Below are 4,192 nucleotides of genomic sequence, written 5' to 3'. Positions count from 1 at the left end.
TTTTTTATCTTTACCGCCTTGCTTTTCTAAATGGCGTATGTCGCCTTGAACGTGTCAGAAGTGTTAGACGGATGGCTGCTAATTTTCTAAATGGCGTATGTCGCCTTGAACAATGTACTGAATGGGTACAGGTAGGCTTTCTATTTCTAAATGGCGTATGTCGCCTTGAACACAGGTTCTAAATATCAAGCATATACTCAACAATTTCTAAATGGCGTATGTCGCCTTGAACTGGATGCTATGTCGGATTTATTCAAAGCTGTTTTTCTAAATGGCGTATGTCGCCTTGAACATAATCGGATTTTCAATAGCTTTCTTTGCAATTTTCTAAATGGCGTATGTCGCCATGAACGTACATAATTCGGTTTGATTCTAAGAATTCACTTTCTAAATGGCGTATGTCGCCATGAACTCTTATGTTCAGGCAGTAGTCACAAACATATCTTTCTAAATGGCGTATGTCGCCATGAACGCATTGCATCGTAATAGCGAGTCTTTGCGTCATTTCTAAATGGCGTATGTCGCCATGAACGTTTTTCCAGTGGCCTTGCGTGTTCAACCTCTTTTCTAAATGGCGTATGTCGCCATGAACGGCAGTGTAGGAATCGTGAAAGCACTATCCTTTTTCTAAATGGCGTATGTCGCCATGAACCGCAAAAGTTTTTGGCTTCTATCTTATGTTCATTTCTAAATGGCGTATGTCGCCATGAACAGCAACTCTTTAAGGCCTTTACGGACGGTCATTTTCTAAATGGCGTATGTCGCCATGAACTACTACTTCCCAAAACGCGAAGCCTGCCTAATTTTCTAAATGGCGTATGTCGCCATGAACCCAAGCGCCATGCTTCTTTTTCACACTGAGCATTTCTAAATGGCGTATGTCGCCATGAACTGACTGACCATGTGAGCTATTCTCAATTGCAATTTCTAAATGGCGTATGTCGCCATGAACGTCATGCTTTGTGATGTAGCTACTCAGCACGTTTTCTAAATGGCGTATGTCGCCATGAACGTCAGCCATTTTTTTACCTTTGTTGAAATGGATTTCTAAATGGCGTATGTCGCCATGAACTTTGATCTAATGCGCTGGGCATCTTTGAATGTTTTCTAAATGGCGTATGTCGCCATGAACTGAATACGGTTTTTCTTGGTTGTTCTTTCTTGTTTCTAAATGGCGTATGTCGCCATGAACTGCGAGATGATGCAAAGACGCTGCTTCATAAATTTCTAAATGGCGTATGTCGCCATGAACTCATTGGGATTTCATGCAGGCAGCCCCACTGTTTTCTAAATGGCGTATGTCGCCATGAACTTCCTTTGCTCAATCAACAACTCAAGCAATTGTTTCTAAATGGCGTATGTCGCCATGAACCTGGTGCGATTGATAAGGCTTATATCTTGGATTTTCTAAATGGCGTATGTCGCCATGAACCAATGATGGTTCACTGTGATGTAACCATGTTTTTTCTAAATGGCGTATGTCGCCATGAACTCCGACTTGCCAACATCAATAAGCGGTAGCAATTTCTAAATGGCGTATGTCGCCATGAACCACATCAAAAACATTCCACAGCAAATCGCATGTTTCTAAATGGCGTATGTCGCCATGAACCTTCTTGCTTCTTTTCGACACGATCTTCAATTTTTCTAAATGGCGTATGTCGCCATGAACACTTCTACTTGCGAGATGCAAGCGATGGTGATTTTCTAAATGGCGTATGTCGCCATGAACCATCCCAGCCATTCAACAATTCAGGCGGGCAATTTCTAAATGGCGTATGTCGCCATGAACGTGATGACGAATTCTACGCCATTACGAAACTCTTTCTAAATGGCGTATGTCGCCATGAACGATTGCTTTGATTGCTGCACCGAAAGTAACGCTTTCTAAATGGCGTATGTCGCCATGAACCTGAAAACTGCATCGACCAATTCATTGCAAGCTTTCTAAATGGCGTATGTCGCCATGAACTTTCTTCAGCAAGTGCATTTGCATCAACAACATTTCTAAATGGCGTATGTCGCCATGAACAGCGCGTTCAAAGCCAAAATAATTACGGCACTTTTCTAAATGGCGTATGTCGCCATGAACTCTTATGTTCAGGCAGTAGTCACAAACATATCTTTCTAAATGGCGTATGTCGCCATGAACAGAGATTGATGATTCAGCGTTTAGAAGAACAATTTCTAAATGGCGTATGTCGCCATGAACAAATTATTGACGCTCTTGTTGAGTGTGATGCATTTCTAAATGGCGTATGTCGCCATGAACCGACATAACAAGACCCGATATGAGCTTACTGGTTTCTAAATGGCGTATGTCGCCATGAACACTGGTCGGTTAAGCCAAATGGCAACCCCATCTTTCTAAATGGCGTATGTCGCCATGAACAAGACAGCGCGTAAACAATGGCACTGGTGTGATTTCTAAATGGCGTATGTCGCCATGAACGAGAGCATCATTTGGCCCATGCGATTTGCTGTTTTCTAAATGGCGTATGTCGCCATGAACATTCACGTGACTTATGTGGATGAGGAATGGGATTTCTAAATGGCGTATGTCGCCATGAACGAAGATTTAATTCGCGGCGATTGGAGTTATTGTTTCTAAATGGCGTATGTCGCCATGAACTTACGATGCAATGCAACGTCATATCGAAGCTTTTTCTAAATGGCGTATGTCGCCATGAACTGCACAAGGCAGATAACAAGAAAGTGCCGTTATTTCTAAATGGCGTATGTCGCCATGAACTACTTGTTTTCATATTTACTTATTATCAGTTCTTTCTAAATGGCGTATGTCGCCATGAACTTTAGAAGCTGTACCAATGGGAATACCTGATTTTTCTAAATGGCGTATGTCGCCATGAACATCCTGGTGGCTTCACTCGTAGACACTCGTTCTTTCTAAATGGCGTATGTCGCCATGAACACCTACAATCGTTTGGGGTTTTTCCATGGATCTTTCTAAATGGCGTATGTCGCCATGAACTTTTTGAAGACTTGGCTTGTCCAGCGGCATCATTTCTAAATGGCGTATGTCGCCATGAACTTCTTTCCAAAGCGTGACTTCTTTACTTTGTTTTTCTAAATGGCGTATGTCGCCATGAACCTAAAGTTGAAATCTCGGCACCGCTGGCAACTTTTCTAAATGGCGTATGTCGCCATGAACCAATCCCCAAAGTTTTTGCATTTGCATCTGCTTTTCTAAATGGCGTATGTCGCCATGAACACCCCTCGCTAATTCCCCTGAACGGTTTTTTATTTCTAAATGGCGTATGTCGCCATGAACCCCCTGAACGGTTTTTTAGGTAATCAGAGAGGTTTCTAAATGGCGTATGTCGCCATGAACCAGACGGCTTATGGTGTCGTTTAAATATCATTTTTCTAAATGGCGTATGTCGCCATGAACCTTGTCGCACTGATTCTGGAATTGAGTAAATCTTTCTAAATGGCGTATGTCGCCATGAACCAAAATCCCTCACGACTGCCCACCAAAGCCTATTTCTAAATGGCGTATGTCGCCATGAACACGCACATGGAATCTAATTTTTCTTTTGAAAATTTCTAAATGGCGTATGTCGCCATGAACGTGCCGTTGTCGCAGAATCAATTTGATGCGCTTTTCTAAATGGCGTATGTCGCCATGAACTCAAGAGTGTTTAACCCTAAATTGTATGTTCATTTCTAAATGGCGTATGTCGCCATGAACTAAAATTACATTTGGTCTTTTTGCATAATACTTTTCTAAATGGCGTATGTCGCCATGAACGTAAAACCCCTTTAGCCCGAACCTCTCTTTTTTTTCTAAATGGCGTATGTCGCCATGAACAGAACTTTAATCTAACTAAATTTTCTTGCAATTTTCTAAATGGCGTATGTCGCCATGAACTTTTAAACAGCCAAATTTCTGGGCAACTAGAATTTCTAAATGGCGTATGTCGCCATGAACTGAGGGCTTTTGCTTACTGTCTTGCATCTTTCTTTCTAAATGGCGTATGTCGCCATGAACTCTGCGATCAGCAATAGGATTGATTCAGTCTTTTTCTAAATGGCGTATGTCGCCATGAACGTGATGCTTATGTTTGCTGTATTCGGATTGCTTTTCTAAATGGCGTATGTCGCCATGAACCCATAAACGCAGTTTTCAAGTAAGCACCAACTTTTCTAAATGGCGTATGTCGCCATGAAC

At 42.0% G+C, this 4,192-nt stretch carries 1 CRISPR repeat array.

Annotated elements, in window-relative coordinates:
- Nucleotides 1-23: 23 nt before the first annotated feature.
- Nucleotides 24-4,192: direct repeats of the CRISPR family, unit length 28 nt; unit sequence TTTCTAAATGGCGTATGTCGCCATGAAC.

Source organism: Acinetobacter sp. CIP 102637, from assembly GCF_000368425.1.
GTDB lineage: Bacteria > Pseudomonadota > Gammaproteobacteria > Pseudomonadales > Moraxellaceae > Acinetobacter > Acinetobacter parvus.
Note: the sequence above shows the minus strand (reverse complement) of the source record. Positions and strands in the feature narration are given on the sequence as shown.